General features: G+C 67.4%; 4 protein-coding genes. 3 read left to right on the forward strand and 1 reads right to left on the reverse strand.

Annotated features, from left to right (window positions below; translation table 11 throughout):
• Window positions 1-83 precede the first annotated feature (83 nt).
• Window positions 84-611, reverse strand: coding sequence for an RNA polymerase factor sigma-70 (locus tag KSS95_RS11140; RefSeq protein WP_217853698.1), 528 nt, complete (start codon window positions 609-611; stop codon window positions 84-86).
• Window positions 612-919: 308 nt separating this feature from the next.
• Between KSS95_RS11140 and KSS95_RS11145 the strand changes: the two genes are divergently transcribed.
• The 3 genes from KSS95_RS11145 (at window position 920) to KSS95_RS11155 (ending at window position 19,843) form a co-directional block, all read left to right on the forward strand.
• Window positions 920-13,867: a non-ribosomal peptide synthetase gene (locus tag KSS95_RS11145; protein ID WP_217853699.1), complete on the forward strand. Its 12,948-nt coding sequence runs from the start codon at window positions 920-922 to the stop codon at window positions 13,865-13,867.
• Window positions 13,868-14,825: 958 nt separating this feature from the next.
• Window positions 14,826-19,469 (forward strand): RHS repeat-associated core domain-containing protein, encoded by a 4,644-nt coding sequence (locus KSS95_RS11150; RefSeq protein ID WP_217853700.1) that lies wholly within the window; start codon window positions 14,826-14,828, stop codon window positions 19,467-19,469.
• Complete coding sequence (locus KSS95_RS11155) at window positions 19,466-19,843, forward strand: hypothetical protein (RefSeq protein ID WP_217853701.1); 378 nt, start codon at window positions 19,466-19,468, stop codon at window positions 19,841-19,843. Before KSS95_RS11150 ends, KSS95_RS11155 begins: the two co-directional genes overlap by 4 nt.
• The last annotated feature ends 40 nt before the right edge of the window (window positions 19,844-19,883 follow it).

The following is a 19,883-nucleotide window of genomic DNA, read 5'->3' on the forward strand; positions in this document are numbered from 1 at the left end:
ATTGCCTGCTGCGCCAGCAAGGCTGGCTCCTACAGGGCCGGACGGGAACTGTGTAGGAGTCGGCTTGCCGGCGAGCCCGGCCGTCAGCCCTGGCGGCTGCTCTTGCGGCAGTGGATCAGCGCATCGCGAATCATGAAGTTGACCAGCGTCGGCGAGACCCCCAGCTCCTTGGCGATGTCCTTTTGCGGCACGCCGTGCAGCCGGTACATCTCGAAGGCATAGCGGGTGCGCGCGGGCAGTTCGTTGAGCGAGGCGGCGATGTGTTCGAGGGTGGCGAGGTTGATGTGGGTGGCTTCGGGCGAGGCGTTCTGGATGACCACGTTCAGGCCCTCCTCTTCACTGCCGGAGTACTTCAGCTCCATGGCCTGCTTGCGGTAGTGATCGATGGCCAGGTTGCGCACGATCTGGAACAGGTAGCTGAGCTGGGCCTTGAACGATGACGTGATCTGCGGGGCGGCACTGAGCCGGAAGAACGCGTCCTGCACCACATCCTCGGCGCGTGAGCGGCAGCCGGTGATGCGCGCCGCGATCTTGACCAGGATATTGCGGTTGTCGACGAACGCCTGGAGTAACGGTGAATCGCACTTACTTGTGGATAGTTGTTCCGCCATGGAAATCACCTTGTCTCGGAGGGGAAAGGGAGCACAGCCAGAAGCGATGCTTCCTACGACGTGCGACAAACTATTCAGAATGATAATGATTGTCAAATACGAAAGTTAATGAGTTTCGATTAATTTCGGTTCTAAGCGATCGCACTGTGAAGCGCGTCAACCTTGCCGCTTGCGCCGGCCTGTTCCGGGCCTAATTTCTGCCCTGGTTTATCCGTTCCCCTGTGTACATCCGGCTGCCGAACGCTGCCCGCCTGTCATGTGCGGAGCCAGCCAGGCACGACTCACCCAGACACTGGCAGGAACATTCCATGACGGACGCCTTCGAACTCCCGCACTCGCTGGTCCAGGCCCTGGCGCAGCGCGCCGCCCAGACCCCGGAGCGGATTGCCTTGCGCTTTCTCGCCGACGCGCCCGGTGAACAGGCGGTGCTCAGCTACCGGGACCTCGACCAGCGCGCCCGGACGATCGCCGCGGCCTTGCAGGCCCGTGCCGGGTTTGGCGAGCGCGCCGTGCTGCTGTTTCCCAGCGGGCCGGACTATGTCGCGGCGTTCTTCGGCTGCCTGTATGCCGGGGTGATCGCCGTGCCGGCCTACCCGCCGGAATCCTCGCGCCAGCATCATCAGGAGCGCTTGTTGTCGATCATCGCCGACGCCGAGCCGCGCCTGCTGCTGACGGTAGAAGCGCTGTGTGACAGTTTGCAGGGCCTTGACGCCCTGGCCGCGGACCACGGCCCGACCCTGCTGGCGGTGGACCGCCTGGACCCGCAGCTCGCCGCGCACTGGCGCGAGCCGTCGCTGGCGGGGCATGACATCGCCTTCCTGCAATACACCTCCGGCTCCACCGCGCTGCCCAAGGGCGTGCAGGTCAGCCATGGCAACCTGGTGGCCAACGAGCAACTGATCCGCCGCGGCTTCGGCATCGACCTCAACCCGGACGACGTGATCGTCAGCTGGTTGCCGCTGTACCACGACATGGGCCTGATCGGCGGGCTGCTGCAGCCGATCTTCAGCGGTGTGCCGTGCGTGCTGATGTCGCCGGGCTATTTCCTCGCCCGGCCCCTGCGTTGGCTGCAGGCCATCAGCGAATACGGCGGCACCATCAGCGGTGGCCCCGACTTCGCCTACCGCCTGTGCAGCGAGCGGGTCAGCGAGTCGGCCCTGGCCGGGCTCGATCTGAGCCGCTGGCGCGTGGCCTATTCAGGCTCCGAGCCGATTCGCCAGGACAGCCTCGAGACCTTCGCCGCGAAGTTCGCCGCCTGTGGTTTCCAGGCCAGCAGCTTCTTCGCCAGCTATGGCCTGGCCGAGGCCACCCTGTTCGTCAGCGGCAGCCGCCGCGGCCAGGGCATCGCTGCCCTGGCGCTGGACGCCGAGGCATTGGCCGGCAACCGCGCCGAAGCGGGCCAGGGCAGCGTGCTGATGAGTTGCGGTTATCCGCAGCCGGACCATGCGGTGCGTATCGTCGAGCCGCAGCAGCTGGCGCAGCTCGGCGACAATCAGGTCGGCGAGATCTGGGCCGCGGGCCCGAGCATCGCCCTGGGCTACTGGCGCAACCCCGAGGCCAGTGCCCGTACCTTCGTCGAGCGCGACGGCCAGACCTGGCTGCGCACCGGCGACCTGGGCTTCCTGCGCGATGGCGAGGTGTTCGTGACCGGCCGCTTGAAGGACATGCTCATCGTCCGTGGCCAGAACCTCTACCCCCAGGACCTGGAGAAAACCCTGGAGCGCGAGGTCGATGACCTGCGCAAGGGGCGGGTGGCGGTGTTTGCCGTCGACGACCAGGGCGAGGAGGGCATCGGCGTGGCGGTGGAGATCAGCCGCAACGTGCAGAAAGCGCGCCAGCCCGAAGCGCTGATCAACACCCTGCGCCGGGTAATCGCCGACGCCTGCCGCCAGGCGCCGGCGGTGGTGTTGCTGCTCAACCCGGGGGCCTTGCCCAAGACCTCCAGCGGCAAGTTGCAGCGTTCGGCGTGCCGTCTGCGCATGGACGACGGCAGCCTCGATTGCTACGCACGCTTCCCGGCGGCTGTGCAGCCGCCGCCCGCCGCGGCCACCGGCGAAGGCTTGCAAGCCCGTATCGCCAGCCTCTGGTGCGAGCTGCTGGGCATCGAAGCGGTGGCGGCGGACGATCACTTCCTGCTGCTGGGCGGCAACTCCATCGTCGCCACCCAGGTGAGTGCGCGCCTGGGTGATGCGCTGGGTATCCCGCTGAGCCTGCGCACCTTGTTCGAAGCGCCGACCCTGGCCGAGTACAGCGCCGCCGTGGCGGCCATGCTCGCCGACGGCAGCAGTGCTGCCGGGCGCATCGAGCGCCAGGGCCGTGACCAGGCGTTGGCGCAGTCGCTGGCGCAGAACCGCTTGTGGCTGCTGTGGCAGCTGGAGCCGCAATCGGCCGCCTACAACATTCCGGCGGGCCTGCACCTGCGCGGCGAGCTCGACGAGCAGGCCCTGCAGGCCAGCTTCCAGGCCCTGGTGGCGCGCCACGAGTCGCTGCGCACGGTCTTCGACGAGGTCGATGGCCAGGGGCTGCAACGCATCCTGGCGAGCCTGCCATTGACCGTGCAGCGCCTGGACCTCGAAGGCCTGGACGCCGACCAGGTGGCGGCACGCCGCGAACAGGAAGCGCAACAACCGTTCGACCTGCGCCAAGGGCCGCTGCTGCGGGTAACCCTGGCGCGCCTGGATGACGAGCAGCACCAGCTGTGGCTGACCTTGCACCATATCGTCGCCGACGGCTGGTCGCTGAATATCCTGCTCGACGAATTCGCCCGCCTGTATGCCGCCCAAGGCCAGGCGCTGAACCTGGGCGAGCTGCCGCTGGGCTATGCCGACTACGGCCACTGGCAGCGCCAGTGGCTGGCCGACGGCGAAAACGCGCGGCAGCTGGCGTACTGGCAAGCCAAGCTCGGCAGCGAGCTGCCGGTGCTCGACCTGTGCACCGACCAGCCGCGGGCGAGCCTGCGCGATGCCCGCGCCGCGCGCCTGAGCCTCAAGGTGCCGGCCGCGCTCGGCAGCGCCCTCAAGGACCTGGCCCGCGCGCAGCAGGCCAGCCTGTTCATGGTCCTGCTGGCCGGCTGGCAGGCGCTGCTGCACCGCTACACCGGCCAAGGCGATATCCGCGTCGGGGTGCCCAACGCCAACCGCCCGCGCCTGGAAACCCAGGGCCTGGTCGGCTTCTTCATCAATACCCAGGTGCTGCGTGCCGAGCTCGACGGCCGCCTGCCGTTCGTCCAGTTGCTGAGCCAGGTGCGCCAGGCCACCCTGGAGGCCCAGGCGCACCAGGACCTGCCGTTCGAGCAGTTGCTCGAGGCGCTGCCCCAGGCTCGAGAGCAGGGCCTGTTCCAGGTCATGTTCAACCACCAGCAACGCGACCTCTCGGCCCTGCGCCGGCTGCCCGGCCTGCTGGCCGAGGAGCTGCCGTGGCACAGCCGCGAGGCCAAGTTCGAGTTGCAACTGCACAGCGAGGAAGACCATCAAGGTCGCCTGACCCTGGCCTTCGACTACGCTGCCGGGCTGTTCGAGGCGGCCACCGTGCAACGCCTGGCCGGTCACCTGCTGGCACTGCTGGAGCAGGTGTGCGCCGAGCCGCACCTTGCCCTGGGCGAGGTGCGGCTGCTGGATGAACAGTGTCGCGCGCAGTTGCTGGATTGGGGCCAGGCGCCCATGGCCAATGCGCCGCAGCTGGTGGTGGAACAGCTCAACGAACAAGCCCGGCGCACGCCCGAAGCTACCGCGCTGGTGTGGGACGGCGGCCAGCTCGACTACGCCGAACTGCATCAGCAGGCCAACCGCCTGGCCCATTACCTGCGGGACAAAGGCGTGGGTCCCGACACCTGCGTGGCCATCGCCCTGGAGCGCTCGCCGCAACTGCTGGTCGGCCTGTTGGCGATCCTCAAGGCCGGCGGCGCCTACGTGCCGCTCGACAGCGACTACCCGGCCGAACGCCTGGCCTACATGCTCGCCGACTGCAAGGCCGGCCTGCTGCTCAGCCACAGCGACCTGCTGCAGACGCTGCCCCAGGTGGACGGCGTCAGCGTCATCGCCCTCGACCAGTTGCACCTGGACAGCTGGCCGAGCCAGGCCCCGGGCCTGCACCTGCACGGCGACAACCTGGCCTATGTGATCTACACCTCCGGTTCCACCGGCCAGCCCAAGGGCGTGGGCAACACCCATGCCGCCCTGGCCGAGCGCCTGCACTGGATGCAGCAGGCCTACGCGCTGGATGCCAGCGACGTGCTGATGCAGAAGGCGCCGATCAGCTTCGACGTGTCGGTGTGGGAGTGCTTCTGGCCACTGCTCAGTGGCTGCAAGCTGGTGCTGGCCGGCCCCGGCGAGCACCGTGACCCGCAGCGCATCGCGCAGTTGGTGCAGGAGCATGGGGTGACCACGCTGCACTTCGTGCCGCCGTTGCTCCAGGTGTTCGTCCAGGAGCCGCAGGCTGGCGCGTGCACCAGCCTGCGCCGGCTGTTCTCCGGTGGCGAGGCGTTGTCCGCGGCGCTGCGTGATCGCGTGCTGCAACTGCTGCCCCAGGTGCAGTTGCACAACCGCTACGGCCCGACCGAGACTGCGATCAACGTCACCCACTGGCACTGCCAGGCCAGCGACGGCCAACGCTCGCCGATCGGCCGGCCGCTGGGCAATGTGCTGTGCCGGGTGCTGGACGATGAGTTCGAACTGAGCGCGCCGGGCGTGCCCGGCGAGCTGTGCCTAGGCGGCGCGGGCCTGGCCCGTGGTTACCTCGGCCGCCCGGGGCTGACCGCCGAGCGCTTCGTGCCGCAGCCCGACGGTGACGGCGCGCGGCTGTACCGCAGCGGCGACCGTGCCCGCTGGCAGGTGGGCAATGCCGCGTTGGACTACCTCGGGCGCCTCGACCAGCAGGTGAAGGTGCGTGGTTTCCGGGTCGAGCCCGAGGAGGTCCAGGCCGTGCTGCTGGCCCAGGCCGGTGTCGAGCAGGCGCTGGTGCTGATCCACCAGGATGCCGTCGGCGCGCAGTTGCTCGGTTACTACAGCGGGGTCGAGCAGACTGCCGCGTTGCTGGCCACCCTGGGTGAGCGCCTGCCGGCCTACATGGTGCCGGCGCAACTGATCCACCTGGCGCAGATGCCCCTGGGGCCGAGCGGCAAGGTCGAGCGCAAGGCGCTGCCGGCCCCGGTGTGGCAGCAGCGTGAGCATGTCGAGCCGCAATCGGCGCTGCAGCAGCAGGTCGCGGCGATCTGGCGCGAGGTGCTGAACCTGCCGCGCATTGGCCTGCAGGATGACTTCTTCGCCTTGGGCGGCCACTCGTTGCTGGCCACCCAGATCGTCTCGCGCACCCGCCAGGCGCTGGATGTCGAGCTGCCGCTCAAGGCCCTGTTCGAGGCCAGCGAGCTGGGCGCCTTCTGCGCCGAGGTCGAGGGCCTGCGCGACAGCGGCGCGCGCAACCTGCAAGGCGTCATCGCCCGGGTCGACCGACGCCAGGCGGTGCCGTTGTCCTACTCGCAGCAGCGCATGTGGTTCCTCTGGCAGATGGAGCCGGACAGCCCGGCCTACAACGTCGGTGGCATGGCCCGCCTGCGCGGCGCGCTGCATGTGGACGCCTTCGAGCGCGCCCTGCAGGCGCTGATCGTGCGCCACGAAACCCTGCGCACCACCTTCCCCAGCATCGACGGCAAGCCCTACCAGTGCGTGGCCGACGACAGCAACCTGCAACTGGCTTGGCACGACTTCAGCGGCATCGACGCCCAGGCGCGCGAGCAGCGCCTGCAGCAGCTGGCCGACGCCCAGGCGCACCTGCCGTTCGACCTGGAGCGCGGGCCGCTGCTGCGTGCCTGCCTGGTCAAGGCCGGCGAGCGCGAGCACTACTTCGTGCTGACCCTGCACCATATCGTCACCGAAGGCTGGGCCATGGATATCTTCGCCCGCGAACTGGGCGAGCTGTACGAGGCCTTCGTCGATGAGCGCGAGTCGCCGTTGCCGCCGCTGGCGGTGCAGTACCTGGACTACAGCGTGTGGCAGCGCCAGTGGCTCGAAGGCGGCGAGGGCGCCCGGCAACTGGCCTACTGGCAGGCGCGCCTGGGCGCTGAGCACCCGGTGCTGGCGCTGCCGGCCGACCGGCCGCGCCCGGCGGTGCAGAGCCACCGTGGCGCGCTGTACCGCTTCGACCTGGACCCGGCGCTGGTGCAGCGCGTGCATGCCTTCAACAGCCAGCAGGGCCTGACCCTGTTCATGACCATGACCGCCACCCTGGCCGCGCTGCTGCACCGCTACAGTGGCCAGCGCGACCTGCGCATCGGCGCGCCGGTGGCCAACCGCATCCGCCCGGAAAGCGAGGGGTTGATCGGCGCCTTCCTCAACACCCAGGTGCTGCGCTGCGAGCTGGATGGGCAGATGAGCGGCCAAGCGCTGCTCGAGCAGGTGCGCCAGGCCATCATCGAAGGCCAGTCGCACCAGGACCTGCCGTTCGACCAGTTGGTCGAAGCCTTGCAGCCGCCACGCTCGAGTGCCTACAACCCGCTGTTCCAGGTGATGTGCAACGTGCAGCGCTGGGCCTTCCAGCAGAGCCGCAGCCTGGCCGGCATGCAGGTGGACTACCTGGTCAACGACGCCAGTGCCACCAAGTTCGACCTGTACCTGGAGGTCACCGACCTCGACGGTCGCCTGGGCTGCTGCTTCACCTACAGCCGCGACCTGTTCGACGAGCCGCGTATCGCGCGCATGGCCGAGCACTGGCAGCAGCTGCTGGTGGCCTTGCTCGACAACCCGGCGCAGCGCCTGTGCGAATTGCCGATGCTCGGCGCGGCCGAGCAACAGCGCCTGATCGGCCAGCTCCAGGGCGTACAGGATGTCGCCCTCGACCAGACCCTGCACGGCCTGTTCGCCGCCCAGGCCGAACGCACCCCCGCAGCCCTGGCATTGACCTTCGCCGGCCAGCACCTGAGCTACGCCGAGCTGGACCAGCAGGCCAACCGCCTGGCCCGCGCCCTGCGCGAGCGCGGGGTGGGCCCGCAGGTACGCGTCGGCCTGGCGCTGGAGCGCTCGCTGGAAATGGTGGTCGGCCTGTTGGCGATCCTCAAGGCCGGGGGCGCCTATGTGCCGCTGGACCCGGAATACCCGCTCGACCGCCTGCGCTACATGATCGAGGACAGCCGCCTGGGCCTGTTGCTTGCCCAGCGTGAACTGTTCGAGCGCCTGATGCCATTGCCCGAGGGCGTGGCCCGCTGGTGCCTGGAGGACGACGCCGCGAGCCTGTCGGCCTACAGCGATGCGCCGCTGGACAACCTCAACCTGCCCGGCCACCAGGCCTACCTGATCTACACCTCCGGCTCCACCGGCAAGCCCAAGGGCGTGGTGGTCAGCCATGGCGAGATCGCCATGCACTGCCAGGCGGTGATCGCCGAGTTCGGCATGCGCAGCGACGACTGCGAACTGCACTTCTATTCGATCAACTTCGACGCCGCCAGCGAGCGGCTGCTGAGCCCCTTGCTGTGCGGTGCCCGGGTGGTGCTGCGGGCCCAGGGTCAATGGGACGCCGAGCAAATCTGCCAACTGGCGCGCACCCAGCAGGTCAGTATTCTCGGGTTCACCCCAAGCTACGGCAGCCAGCTGGCTCAGCACCTGGCCGTGCAAGGCGAGCAGTTGCCTGTGCGCCTGGTGATCACCGGTGGCGAGGCCTTGACCGGCGAGCATCTGCAACGTATCCGCCAGGCGTTCGCCCCGCAGCAGTTGTTCAATGCCTACGGCCCGACCGAAACCGTGGTCATGCCACTGGCCTGCCTGGCCCCGGACGTGCTGCCCGACGAGGCCGGCAGCGTGCCGATCGGCCGGGTGATCGGTGCCCGTACCGCGTACATCCTCGACGAGGACCTGGCCCTGCTGCCGCCCGGTGGCATCGGCGAGCTGTATGTCGGTGGCGCCGGCCTGGCCCAGGGCTACCACGAGCGCCCGGGGCTCAGTGCCGAGCGCTTCGTCGCCGACCCCTTCAGCCACACAGGTGGACGCCTGTACCGCACGGGCGACCTGGTACGGCTGTGCGCCGACGGCTTGGTGGAGTACGTCGGCCGCGCCGACCAGCAGGTGAAGATCCGCGGTTTCCGCATCGAGCTGGGTGAAATCGAGAGCTGCCTGCAAGCCCATGCCGAGGTCGACGAGGCGGTGGTCCTGGCCCTCGACCTGCCCGGTGGCAAGCAGCTGGTCGGCTACCTGGTGTGCGCCCAGGCCACGGCCGGCAGCGAAGCCCAGGCCCAGCTGCGGGAAGCGGTCAAGGCCGATGCCCGCCTGCACCTGCCCGATTACATGGTGCCGGCGCACCTGGTGCTACTCGAGCGCCTGCCGCTGATGGGCAACGGCAAGCTCGACCGCCGCGCGCTGCCGGCCCCGGACCTGGAGCAGGCGCGCCAGCACTACCAGGCGCCGGCCAGCGAGCTGGAAAACCAGTTGGCGCAAGTCTGGCGCGAGGTGCTCAACGTTTCGCGCATTGGCGTGCAGGACAACTTCTTCGAACTGGGCGGCGACTCGATCCTGTCGATCCAGGTGGTCAGCCGTGCCCGCCAGCTGGGCCTGCAATTCACCCCACGCGACCTGTTCCAGCACCAGACCCTCCAGACCCTGGCGGCGGTGGTCACCCGCAGCGCGGCGCCCAGCGCCATCGAGCAGGGGCCACGCCAGGGCCGTACCGGCCTGACGCCGATCCAGCACTGGTTCTTCGACAGCGAGGTGGCGCAACCGCAGCACTGGAACCAGGCGGTGCTGCTGGAGGCCCGCCAGCCGTTGCAGGCCGAGCGGCTGGAGCAGGCGCTTGGCGCGCTGGTGGCGCACCACGACAGCCTGCGCCTGCGCTTCAGCCAGGCCAATGGCCGCTGGCAGGGCGACTACGCCCAGCCGGCCGCCCAGCCCCTGCTCTGGACCGCCACGGTCAGCGATTTCGCCGACTGCCAGGCGCTGTATACCGATGTGCAGCGCAGCCTCGACCTTGACCAGGGGCCGCTGTTGCGCGCCTTGCTGGTGACCGACGGCCAGGGCGGGCAGCGCCTGCTGCTGGCGATCCATCACCTGGTGGTCGACGGTGTGTCCTGGCGCGTGCTGCTGGAAGACCTGCAAGCGCTGTACCGCGGTCAAGCGCTGGCGGCCAAGACCCACGCCATGGGCGACTGGGCGGCGCGCCTGGCCAGCTATGCCGGCAGCGACTCGCTGCGCGACGAGCTGAGCTGGTGGGAAAACCAACTGGGCGACGCGCGCCTCGAGCTGCCCTGCGACCATCCTCAGGGCGGCAATCTGCAGCGTCATGCCCAGAGCCTGGCCATCGAACTGGATCGCGAACAGACCCGGCAGCTGCTGCAACAGGCCCCGGCGGCCTATCACACCCAGGTCAACGACCTGCTGCTGACCGCCCTGGCGCGCACCCTGTGCCGCTGGACCGGCGGCGCCCAGGTGCTGGTGCAGCTCGAAGGCCATGGCCGCGACGGGCTGTTCGAGGACCTGGACCTGACCCGCAGCGTGGGCTGGTTCACCAATGCCTATCCGCTGAGCCTGAGCCCCGCCCAGGGTGATGACGAGGCGGCGCGGGCAGCGTCGATCAAAGGCATCAAGGAGCAATTGCGCCAGGTGCCGCACAAGGGCCTGGGTTATGGCGTGCTGCGCTACCTGGCCGACCAGGCCGGACGCGAGCGCATGGCGGCCTTGCCTCAGGCGCGCATCACCTTCAACTACCTCGGCCAGTTCGACCAGCAATTCGACGCCGCGGCGTTGTTCCAGCCGCTGGATGCACCGGCGGGCCTGGCCCACGACCCGGATGCAGCACTGCCGAACTGGCTCAGCGTCGACGGCCAGGTGTATGGCGGGGCCTTGCAACTGCGCTGGACGTTCAGCGCCGAGCGTTTCGAGGCCTCGACCATCGCCGAGTTGGCCGATGCCTATCGCCAGGAACTGCTGGCCCTGGTCGCGCATTGCCTGGCCGAGGGCAACGGCAGCTTCACGCCGTCGGACTTCCCACTGGCGCAGCTGACCCAGGAGCAGATCGACGCGCTGCCGGTGCCGGCCGCCGAGATCGAGGATGTCTACCCGCTGACGCCGATGCAGGAAGGCCTGCTGTTGCACACCTTGCTGGAGCCGGGCACGGGCCTGTACTACATGCAGGACCGCTACCGGATCAACAGCGCCCTGGACCCCGAACGCTTCACCCAGGCCTGGCAAGCCGTGGTGGCGCGGCATGAGGCCTTGCGCGCCTCGTTCAGCTGGAACGCCGGCGAGGCGATGCTGCAGATCATCCACAAGCCGGGCAAGCTGGCGGTGGACTACCAGGACTGGCGCGGCCTCGACGAAGCCGCCCAGGAGCTGCGCCTGCAAGCCCTGCACAAGCAGGAGCGCGAGGCTGGTTTCGAGCTGCTGCGCGAGGCGCCGTTCCACCTGCGCCTGGTGCGGGTGGACGAGGCACGCTACTGGTTCATGATGAGCAACCATCACATCCTCATCGATGCCTGGTGCCGTTCGCTGCTGATGAACGATTTCTTCGAGCTGTACCAGGCCCTGGGTGAAGGCCGCCAGGCGACGTTGCCGGTACCGCCGCGCTACCGCGACTACATCGGTTGGCTGCAACGCCAGGACCTGGCCGAGGCGCGCCAATGGTGGCAGGACAACCTGGCCGGTTTCGAACGCGCCACGGCGCTCCCCAGCGACCGTCCGCTGCGCCATGAGCATGCCGGCGACGGCATGCGGGTGGGCGACTGCTACACCCGCCTCGAGGTCAGCGAAGGCGCGCGGCTGCGCGAGTTGGCCCAGGCCCATCAGCTCACCGTCAATACCTTCGCCCAGGCGGCCTGGGCCCTGACCCTGGCACGCTACAGCGGCGAACGCGACGTGGTGTTCGGCGTCACCGTGGCCGGGCGCCCGGTGAGCCTGCCGCAGATGCAACGCACCGTCGGCCTGTTCATCAACAGCATCGCCCTGCGCGTGCAACTGCCCCAGCCGGGTGAGCGACGCAGCGTGCGCCAGTGGTTGCAAGGCTTGCTCGAGCGCAACATGCAGCTGCGTGAGTACGAATACCTGCCCTTGGTGGCGATCCAGGAGTGCAGCGAGCTGCCCAAGGGCCAGCCGCTGTTCGACAGCCTGTTCGTGTTCGAGAACGCCCCGGTGGAAACCGCGGTGCTCGACCATGCCCAGCACCTGAACGCCAGCTCCGACTCGGGCCGGACCCACACCAACTTCCCGCTGACCGCGGTGTGCTACCCGGGCGATGACCTGGGCCTGCACCTGTCGTTCGACCAGCGCTATTTCGACTTCCCCACCGTCGAGCGCCTGCTGGCCGAGTTCAAGCGCCTGCTGCTGGCGCTGGTCGCAGGCTTCGACGGCGAGGTGGGCGCGCTGCCCTTGCTCGGCGCCGAGGAACAACGCTTCCTGCTCGAGGACTGCAACCGCAGCGCGCACCCCTATGCCCTGGAGCAGAGCTACGTCGAGCTGTTCGAGGCGCGGGTCGCCGCGCATCCGCAGCGCACCGTCGCCCGTTGCCTGGAGGCGTCCTACGACTATGCCGGGCTGAACGTCGCGGCCAACCGCCTGGGGCATGCCCTGGTCGCGGCGGGCGTGACCATCGACCAGCCGGTGGCGTTGCTGGCCGAGCGTGGCCTGGCGCTGCTGGGCATGATCGTCGGCAGCTTCAAGGCTGGCGCCGGCTACCTGCCGCTGGACCCGGGCCTGCCGGCGGCGCGCCTGCAACGCATCGTCGAGCTCAGCCGCACGCCGGTGCTGGTGTGCAGCGCCGCCTGCGCCGAGCAGGCGCGCCAGCTGCTCGATGAAGTGGCCGGCGCGGTGCGGCCGAAGTTGCTGGTGTGGGAAGAGGTGCAGGCGAGCCATGTGGCCAGTCACAACCCTGGCATCCACAGCGCGCCGGACAACCTCGCCTATGTGATCTACACCTCCGGCTCCACCGGCCTGCCCAAGGGCGTGATGGTCGAGCAGCGCGGCATGCTCAACAACCAACTGAGCAAGGTGCCGTACCTGGCGTTGGACGAGCAGGACGTGATCGCCCAGACCGCCTCGCAAAGCTTCGATATCTCGGTGTGGCAGTTCCTTGCCGCGCCGTTGTTCGGCGCCACGGTGCAGATCGTGCCCAACGCCATCGCCCACGATCCGCAGGGCCTGCTGGCGCATGTCGAGGCCACCGGTATCAGCGTGCTGGAAAGCGTGCCGTCGCTGATCCAGGGCATGCTCGCCAGCGACCACCAGGCCCTCGACGGCCTGCGCTGGATGCTGCCCACCGGCGAGGCGATGCCGCCGGAGCTGGCCGCCCAGTGGCTGCAGCGCTACCCGGCCATCGGCCTGGTCAATGCCTACGGCCCGGCGGAATGCTCGGACGATGTGGCGTTCTTCCGCGTCGATGCCGCCTCGACCCAGGGCAGCTACCTGCCGATTGGCACGCCGACCGACAACAACCGCCTGTACCTGCTCGGCGAGGACCAGGCCCTGGTGCCACTGGGCGCGGTGGGCGAGCTGTGTGTCGCCGGTACGGGTGTCGGCCGTGGCTATGTGGGCGATCCGCTGCGTACTGCCCAGGCGTTCATCCCGCACCCTTACGGCGCGCCGGGTGAGCGGTTGTATCGCACTGGCGACCTGGCCCGCCGCCGCCCGGATGGGGTGCTGGAGTACGTGGGGCGCATCGACCATCAGGTGAAGATCCGTGGTTATCGCATCGAGCTGGGCGAGATCGAGGCGCGCCTGCACGAGCAGTCGGAGTTGCGCGATGCCGCGGTAGGTGTGCAGGAGGGCGTCAATGGCAAGCACCTGGTCGGTTACCTGGTGGCCCACCAGGGTGTCGCCGCCGATGCCGGCCTGCTCGACCAGCTCAAGCAACGCCTGCGCGCCGAACTGCCGGAGTACATGGTGCCACTGCACTGGGGCTGGTTCGACAGCCTGCCGCACAATGCCAACGGCAAGCTCGACCGCAAGGCGCTGCCGGCCATCGACATCGGTGGCCAGCACAGCCAGGCCTACCTGGCGCCGCGCGACGCGCTCGAGGAAACCCTCGCTGGCATCTGGGCCGATGTGCTCAAGGCTGAACGGGTAGGGGTGCGCGACAACTTCTTCGAGTTGGGCGGGCATTCGCTGCTGGCCACGCAGATCGCCTCGCGGGTGCAGAAGGCATTGCAACTCAATGTGCCGCTGCGGGCGATGTTCGAGTGCAGCACGGTGGAGGAGTTGGCCGGCTACGTGCAGGGGTTGCAGGACAGTGCGCTGGACGAGGACAAGGTCGATCGCCTGAGCGACCTGATGGCGGAGCTGGAGGCCTTGTAAGGACTGCCGTCAGGAATGCGCTAGCCCTGTAGGAGCCGGCTTGCCGGCGAACACCGGCACTGCCGGTGCCATCCACCGCGTCGCCTGGTTCGCCAGCAAGGCTGGCTCCTACGGGCGGGCAGGTCGCGGGCGGCGTAGGAGCCGGCTTGCCGGCGAACACCGGCACTGCCGGTGCCATCCACCGCGTCGCCTGGTTCGCCAGCAAGCTGGCGCCTACGGGCGGGCAGGTCGCGGGCGGCGTAGGAGCCGGCTTTGCCGGCGAACACCGGCACTGCCGGTGCCATCCACCGCGTCGCCTGGTTCGCCAGCAAGCTGGCGCCTACGAGCGGGCAGGTCGCGGGCCGCGTAGGAGCCGGCTTGCCGGCGAACACCGGCACTGCCGGTGCCAGCCACCGCGGCGCCTGGTTCGCCAGCAAGGCTGGCTCCTACGGGCGGGCAGGTCGCGGGCGGCGTAGGAGCCGGCTTGCCGGCGAACACCGGCACTGCCGGTGCCATCCACCGTGGCGCCTGGTTCGCCAGCAAGGCTGGCTCCTACGGGCGGGCAGGTCGCGGGCGGCGTAGGAGCCGGCTTGCCGGCGAACACCGGCACTGCCGGTGCCATCCACCGCGTCGCCTGGTTCGCCAGCAAGGCTGGCTCCTACGGGCGGGCAGGTCGCGGGCCGCGTAGGAGCTTGCCGGCGAACACCGGCACTGCCGGTGCCAGCCACCGTGGCGCCTGGTTCGCCAGCAAGGCTGGCTCCTACGGGCGGGCAGGTCGCGGGCGGCGTAGGAGCCGGCGTTGCCGGCGAACACCGGCATGGCCGGTGCCATCCACCGCGTCGCCTGGTTTGCCAGCAAGCTGGCCTACGCAGGCGTGATGACGCCATGAGCAGAGCATTATGGCGCCTGGCCAGCATGTAAGCCGCACCCTTGCCAGTGCTACCCTGCGCAGCTTCCACCCAAGGATTTCCCAGGTTTCATGGACGACAGCCTGCACGCCGCCCGCATGGGCGACCTCATCCTCCATCCACCCTTGATGGCCGAACTGGTCAGTGGCCTGGTCGAGGCGGCTGTCTATGCGGCAGCCGTCGCTGCAGTCGGGGCCGCCATCGGCGGCGCGGTGGTGGCCGTGGTCGGTACCGGTGGTGCCGCCGCTGCGCTCACACCACTGATCGCCGGTGCCATGGTCAGTGCTGCCGCCATGCTGCCGGCCGGTGAAGACAAGAGCATTGGCGATCACATCAGCGACTTCAGCACCTGGGTCGGCAATTCGATGTTCCCGCCCGAGCCCTACGGGTCCATCAGCAGTGGCTCGCACAACACCCGCATCAACGGCATCCTCGCGGCGCGAGCCGCCGGGGTGAGCGGCGGCCCGGTCGCGGAGCCTTCGCCCGGCGAAGAACCGTCGATCCTGGAGAACATCGGTGCCTACGCCATGGTCGGCGCCTCGATGGTGATGCCGGTGATTGGCCTGGCACAGGAGATCAACAGCATCTTCAACCCGCCGGTGACCACGCCGGCGGCCCCCGGGTCGATTCCCAAACCCGAGGACAAGGTGGTATGCAGCAAGCATCCGCCAATGCCCGAGCAGTTCGTCGCCCAAGGCTCGGACAAGGTGTTCATCAACGGCCAGCCCGCCGCCCGGGTAGGGGACAAGACCACCTGCGACGGGCCGATCGGCATGACCTATTCGCCGAACGTGCGCATCGGTGGCGGCACCACGACGGTGCGCGACATTCACGACGGCAAGAGTGCGGCGGCGAAGATCATCGGCTTGATCGCCGGGATGCTCATCAGCCGTCGTGGCATGCTCAAAGGGCGCCGGTGCGGGGTCGGCAACCCGGTGGCACCGTCCACGGGCCGTAAGTTTCAGGAAGGCCCCGAGGATGTGGATTTCAAACTGGCGGCGCTGGTCCCGATTACCTGGGCGCGGCGTTATGACAGCAACGACTTGCGCACAGATGGTCTGTTCGGCATGGGTTGGAGCGTGCCCTACGAAGTGCGTCTGGAGCGTGTCGCGCACCCAGAGGGTGGCGAGCTGTGGATCTACATCGATGAAGAAGGCTCCAGGCTGGAGCTCGGTCGCCTGCAGGTCGGCAGTGCCTTCGTCAGCCTTCTCGATGGCCTGGCGTTCTTTCATCAGGACAATGGCTTTACCATCGTCGAGGACATCAATAGCGGGTTGTACCAGGTGTTCCACACCGACCCGCTGGACAGCCGGCGGTCGCGGCTGGTCAAGGTAGGCGATCGCAATCTCAACTGCCTGGAGCTGTTCTACGACGATCAGGGGCGGTTGCAGTTTCTCGGTGACACCTTCGCCCGCACCTTCATCGAACTGCGCTTCGCCGACGGGCAACCGCGCCGGGTCGCCGAGATCCACAGGTTGCACCTGCAGGCCGGCCAGGCCTTTGCCGTCGAGCAGCGCGAATGCCTGGTGCAGTATCGCTACACCCCGGCAGGGCAGCTGGAGTCTGTCGCCGATGCCGAAGGGCAAGTGCTGAGGCAGTTTACCTACACCGACCAAGGGTTGATGGCCAGCCATACGCTGCCCACGGGCGCGACGCGGCACTACCAATGGGCCTGCTTTGCACCTGCGGCGGTTTCGCGAAAGCCTTGCAGCCTGGATGGCACGCCTTATGCCATGCCGCCGCTGCTCGAGCCTCAGCCAGGCCACGAGTGGCGTGTGGTGAGGCATTGGGGCAGCGATGGCGAGGACTATCGCTTCACCTATGACCTGGAGCAGGGCCATACCCAGGTCACCGATGGCCTGGGGCGGGTGGAGCACTATCACTGGGGTGCCTTGCATGAGGTCCACACCTACATCGATGCATTGGGCTGCATATGGCGGCACGACTATGTCGATGGCTTGTTGCGGCGCACCCTCGATCCGCAAGGTGGCGAGTGGTCCTATGGCTACGATGCCCTCGGGCGACTGGTCGCCACTACCGATCCGTTGGGGCGTTGTGAGAGTGTCGCCTATACCGAACATTGGGCTTTACCCAGCCGGATCACCGACGGGGCAGGCGGTGAGCGTCGATATACCTATGATGGGCGGGGCAACCTGCTGGCTGAGGTCGATCCGCTCGGGCAGACGACAGGTTACGCCTACGATCGCCAGGGACGGCTTGTGCACAGCGTCGACGCCTTGGGAAAGGAGCGCTCTTTCAATTGGAATGATCGCGGGCAACTGATCGCCGCGTGCGACTGTTCTGCCCAGCAGACCCATTACCGTTATGACTGGCGCGGGCACCTGAGTGAGGTACGCAACGCCGAGGGTGGCACCACGCGCTACCGCTTCGATGCTCGTGGCCATTTGCTGCAGCGTGAGTTGGCCGACGGCAGGGTCGAGCATTACCAGGTCGATGCGGCCGGCAAGTTGGCCCGCCATGTCGACCCGGCGCAGCGCGTGACCCAATGGCAGTACGATGGCAGCGGACGACTGCTGCAACGCACCGATGCGCTAGGTCACACCGTGCGCCTGGGGTGGGATGCCTATGGTCGCTTGCAGCAGTTGGAGAACGAAAACGGCGAGCACTATCGTTTTGAGTGGGATGCACTGGATCGATTGAGCAGCCAGCGCAATCTCGATGGCGGTGGCTGCACGCTGCGTCACGACGCTTTGGGCAATGTCATCCAGCGCACCGTGCATCCTTGCGCTACCGCGGAACCTGTGTTCCCGGGCAGCCCGGCGGAACCGGAGCCGCCGGCACAGATCCATCACCATGAACATGACGCCGTCGGCCGCCTGGTGCGCAAGTGTACCGATGATGGTGAGACGACCTACCGCTACGATGCCGCCGACAACCTGCTGGCGATCTGTTTCACCCGGCACGGAGGGCAGCGTCAGGAGTTGGCGTTTACCTATGACGCTATCGGCCGCTTGTTGAGCGAGAGCCACGGCGCCGGACAGCTGGGTTACGCCTATGACCCACTGGGCAACCTGCAAACCCTGACGCTGCCAGACACACGGCGGATCAATTATTTGCGCTACGGCAGTGGCCACCTGCACCAGATCAACCTTGACGGTCGTGTGATAAGCGATTTCGAGCGCGATGCCTTGCATGGCGAGGTACTGCGTAGCCAAGGCACACTACAGACCAGGACACACTACGACAGCACTCGGCGCCTGGTGCGCAAGGCCGTTGAATACCACGACGCTGCGTTGGGCAGCCTGCCGTTGTTGCAAAAGGACTATCAATACGATGCCGGTGACAACCTGGTCGGTGAGCTGCTGACCCAGACTCAGCGTTCCGGCAGTGGGCTGGGCGTTGACCTGGAACACCTGATCGGGCGTTTCCAGGCCGGTGCCGGTGGGCGGGGCAGCTACCAGGGCCGTGCCGGTTACGGGTATGGGCCTACCGGGCGCATCCATGGCGCATCGCGCCAGATGCCCCACCCGCAGCCGGCGATGGCCGAGCACTTTGGCTATGACCGCGCCGGTAACCTGCTCGAGGGGTTCCAGGTCAACGGCCGGGTCCGGCACGATCGGGTGAAGGTTTTCCAGGACCGCCGTTACCGTTACGACCGCTTTGGTCGACTCTGCGAAAAGCGCACTGGCAAGCATCTGATCCAGTACTTTGAGTACGATGCCGAGCACCGGCTGGTGCTTGTCAGGCAGCAGCGCGGGCCGCTGCGTGAGCGGGTCGAGTTTGCCTATGATCCGCTGGGCAGGCGCATCGAAAAACGCCTCTACCGGGACGCGCATGAGACGCCGCTCAGTCGTACCGCGTTCCTTTGGCAGGGCCTGCGGTTGTTGCAGGAGGTACAGGACGGAAAACCGAGTCTCTACCTGTACACCGGCGGCGGGCATGAGCCGTTGGCCAGGGTGGATGGCGCGCCTGGTCATGAGCAGGTACTGCACTTCCATACCAACGCGGCAGGTCTGCCAGAGCAGCTGACCGATGAGCAGGGCACGAGCGTCTGGCAAGGCGACTTTCACGTCTGGGGCAACAGCTGCCAGGAGTGGCATGCGCCGGCACAGGCCAGCCAGCAGAACCTGCGCTTGCAGGGGCAGTACCTGGACCGGGAGACGGGGCTGCACTACAGCACGTTCAGGTTCTATGATCCGGATATCGGTCGGTTTACCCAGCCCGATCCTATCGGCTTGCTGGGCGGCATCAACCTTTATCGCTATGCCCCCAACCCCCTCACCTGGATTGACCCATTGGGGTTGTCGGCAACAGAAGGGGTGACGACCTTCTACCATGCCGGGGATATCCAGGGCGCCATCGACCCTTCAAAAGGGCGACCCGGGCTGGACTTCAACCCTGCCGGCCAGGGTGGGTTCTATGTGACAACCGATAAGGCGCAAGCGGTTGAATGGGCTAACATGCGTAGCCACCCAACGATTACGCAGTTCGATATTCCCAATGCCGAACTCGCCAAACTGGACGTGAAGGTGTTCGATTCCGCCAATGGCGAGTGGGCGGAGTACGTCACCAAGGGGCGCAATGGGACGCTCGAGCATGGGCATGATGGTGTCCGCGGCCCAATGCTCGGGAACCCTCAGGCTGTGAAAAGAGGCAAGGCAAAGCCGACCAGCAAGGGAAGCCAGTTCGCAATTTTCTCCAAGAAGGCAGCGGCGTTGTTCGACCGCTTCAAGGTAAAGGGTTGTCAGTTATGATGGATAAGAGCCAGGTCGTCGACAATATTGTCTTGATCAATGAAGCGCAGCCGGACGAGCAGGTGGTGTTCAACTTCCATACGTGGTTGGAAGTCATAAAGGCCATTTTGGTCAACTATGCCGGCAAGTCAGAGGCGCAAGCCGAGTCGCTGCTGTTTGCTTCACCGTTGGTGAATAATGCGCTGGGCGGTTACATGGCCGCTGTGGTGCGTGCCCACGAGCTGGAATACCACTGGGCCATGGAGTTGGCGCATGGCGAGCACTATTGGCAGCGAGGTGTCAGCGCCGAAGAACCGGACGGTTACTTCGAATGGGACGAACAGTACAGAAAGGATCATGGCCTGGCCGAGGAAAGCTTTACGTTTGCCGAATAAGCGTCGCAGGGCAAAAACTCAAGTCAAGTGTTGAGCCTGA

Origin of the sequence: Pseudomonas muyukensis (assembly GCF_019139535.1) — a bacterium.
GTDB lineage: Bacteria > Pseudomonadota > Gammaproteobacteria > Pseudomonadales > Pseudomonadaceae > Aquipseudomonas > Aquipseudomonas muyukensis.